Below are 2,209 nucleotides of genomic sequence, written 5' to 3'. Positions count from 1 at the left end.
GCGACCGCCACGGGCGGGGGCTGCGCGGTCCGCTGCTGCCGCCGGAGGCGCCGGGGGCCCTCACCCGCGCCGAGCGCCTCGACGACCTCGTGCTGGACGCCGTCGAGCTGCTGGAGCGCCGCTGGGCGCAGGAGCTGTCCGGGGTGGAGTTCGCCGTGGAGGACGTGCCGCCCTCCGATCCCGCGCCGTGGGAGGAGGGCGGGGTGCCGATGGGGCGCCTGTTCCCCGCCGACGGGGGCGCGCCCGCGCGGGTCGTGGTGTACCGCCGCCCGATCGAGACCCGCGCCGAGGAGGGCGAGCTGGACGACCTGGTGGCCGACGTCGTGGTGGAGCAGGTGGCCCACCTGCTGGACCTGCCGCCGGAGGACGTCGACCCCCGCTACCGCGCCGACTGAGCTCCCGGGCGCCGGGTCCCGGCCGGCGTCGGGCCGGGGTCAGCCGGCCTGGCGCTTGAGGCGGCGGCGCTCGCGCTCGGACAGGCCGCCCCAGATGCCGAACCGCTCGTCGTTGGCGAGGGCGTACTCCAGGCACTCGGCCCGCACCTCGCAGGACCCGCACACGCGCTTGGCCTCGCGCGTGGAGCCGCCCTTCTCGGGGAAGAACGCCTCGGGGTCGGTCTGCGCGCAGAGGGCGAGCTCCTGCCAGCCCGGCTCCTCCGCCTCCTCAGCGCCCTGCACGCCGCCCTGCACCAGGTGCAGGACCCTCATCTCGCCGTTGCCGTCCACTGCGCCCCCTGGAACCCGCCGCTCGAAGCCACCGTCGACCACCCCGCGACTACATGGGGTGATCATGCGATCACGAAGAAGATGTCACTGGTGGAATTACACGCGTGTCATCCGGGAGAGTCAAGCCCAGCGGCGAACGACGTGATAACGGCGGCCCACCCGCCCACCGGACCGGGGGTGCCACCTCGCCGGGAGAGGATGCGGGCGTGACCACCGCACCCCCCGCTCCCCCCCGCCCGCTGCGCGTCACGGCCCTCGCCGGCGGCGTCGGCGGCGCCCGCTTCCTGCGCGGCCTGCTCACCGCCCTGGACGAGACCGGGACCGGCCGGCCGGCCGCGGAGCTCACGGTGATCAGCAACACCGCCGACGACATCACCCTGCACGGGCTGCGCGTCTGCCCCGACCTGGACTCGGTGATGTACACCCTCGGCGGCGGCATCGACGAGCAGCGCGGCTGGGGCCGCAGCGAGGAGACCTCCGGCGTGGCCGACGAGCTGGCCGCCTACGGCCAGCGGCCCACCTGGTTCACCCTCGGCGACAAGGACATCGCCACCCACCTCGTGCGCACCCGGCTGCTGCGCGAGGGCCTGCCGCTGTCGGAGGTCACCGCCCGCCTCCTGCAGCGCTGGCGCCCGCCGTTCCGCACCCCCGTGCGGTTGCTGCCGATGACCGACGACGTCGTGGAGACCCACGTCGACCTCGCCCGCGTCGACCCCGCTGCCCACCACGGCGAGGCCGGCGGCCGGCGCGTGCACTTCCAGGAGTGGTGGGTGCGGCTGCACGCCAAAGTGCCCGCCGAGCGCATCGAGCCGGTCGGCGCCGACGCCGCCAGGCCCGGCCCCGGGGTCCTGGAGGCCGTCGCGGGCGCCGACGTCGTCCTGCTGCCGCCCAGCAACCCCGTCGTGTCCATCGGCACGATCCTGCGGGTGCCCGGGGTGCGCGAGGCCCTGCGCGCCACCGCCGCCCCCGTCGTGGGCGTCTCCCCCGTCATCGGCGGCGCCCCGGTGCGCGGCATGGCCGACGCGTGCCTGGCCGCCATCGGGGTGCCCACGACGGCCCGCGCCGTCGCCGCGCTCTACGCCGACCTCCTCGACGGCTGGCTCGTGGCGGACCAGGACGCCTTCGACGGCGGCCCCGCCCTGCGCGTCCTGCCGCGCCCGCTGCTCATGAGCGACACCGCGGCGACCGCCGCCCTCGCCGCCGCCGCCATCGACCTGCTGCTGGAGCTGCGGGCGGCCGGTGCGCGCCGCGACGGCGACCGGGCGAGCGCGTGAGCGCGCCGGTGCCCGCACGGGCCCCGGCGCCGGAGGTCCCGGCGCTGGAGGTGCTGGCGCTGACCGGTGTGCCGGAGGTGCGCCCCGGTGACGACCTCGCCGCCCTGCTCGCCGCGGCCTGGCCCCACCCGGCGCGTGACGGCGACGTCCTGGCCGTCTCCAGCAAGGTCGCCTCCAAGGCGGCCGGGCTCGTCGTGACGACCGCCGACC

General features: G+C 77.0%; 4 protein-coding genes. 3 read left to right on the top strand and 1 reads right to left on the bottom strand.

What is annotated here, in order from left to right:
* The coding region (locus ABEB16_RS11580) for a metallopeptidase family protein (protein WP_345712403.1) at positions 1–395 on the top strand (395 nt) is incomplete at its 5' end.
* A 39-nt stretch (positions 396–434) separates the two neighbouring features.
* On the opposite strand, the gene ABEB16_RS11575 is transcribed toward ABEB16_RS11580, so the two are convergent.
* Positions 435–707, bottom strand: a complete 273-nt coding sequence (locus tag ABEB16_RS11575; protein ID WP_345712405.1) for a WhiB family transcriptional regulator — start codon at positions 705–707, stop codon at positions 435–437.
* Positions 708–964: 257 nt separating this feature from the next.
* Between ABEB16_RS11575 and cofD the strand changes: the two genes are divergently transcribed.
* Positions 965–1,999, top strand: coding sequence for a 2-phospho-L-lactate transferase (gene cofD, locus ABEB16_RS11570; RefSeq protein WP_345712404.1), 1,035 nt, complete (start codon positions 965–967; stop codon positions 1,997–1,999).
* Positions 1,996–2,209: coenzyme F420-0:L-glutamate ligase (locus ABEB16_RS11565; protein ID WP_345712402.1), on the top strand; the 214-nt coding region annotated here is incomplete at its 3' end. The genes cofD and ABEB16_RS11565, both read left to right, overlap by 4 nt.

The sequence above is a fragment of the Kineococcus glutinatus genome (assembly GCF_039542765.1).
In the GTDB taxonomy this organism is placed as follows: domain Bacteria; phylum Actinomycetota; class Actinomycetes; order Actinomycetales; family Kineococcaceae; genus Kineococcus_A; species Kineococcus_A glutinatus.
This window is presented reverse-complemented; position numbering and strand designations above follow the sequence as displayed.

What these genes read in the sequence shown, in the direction of transcription:
- ABEB16_RS11575 (WP_345712405.1), bottom strand. Translation starts at nt 707, where the DNA reads ATGAGGGTCCTGCACCTGGTGCAGGGCGGCGTGCAGGGCGCTGAGGAG.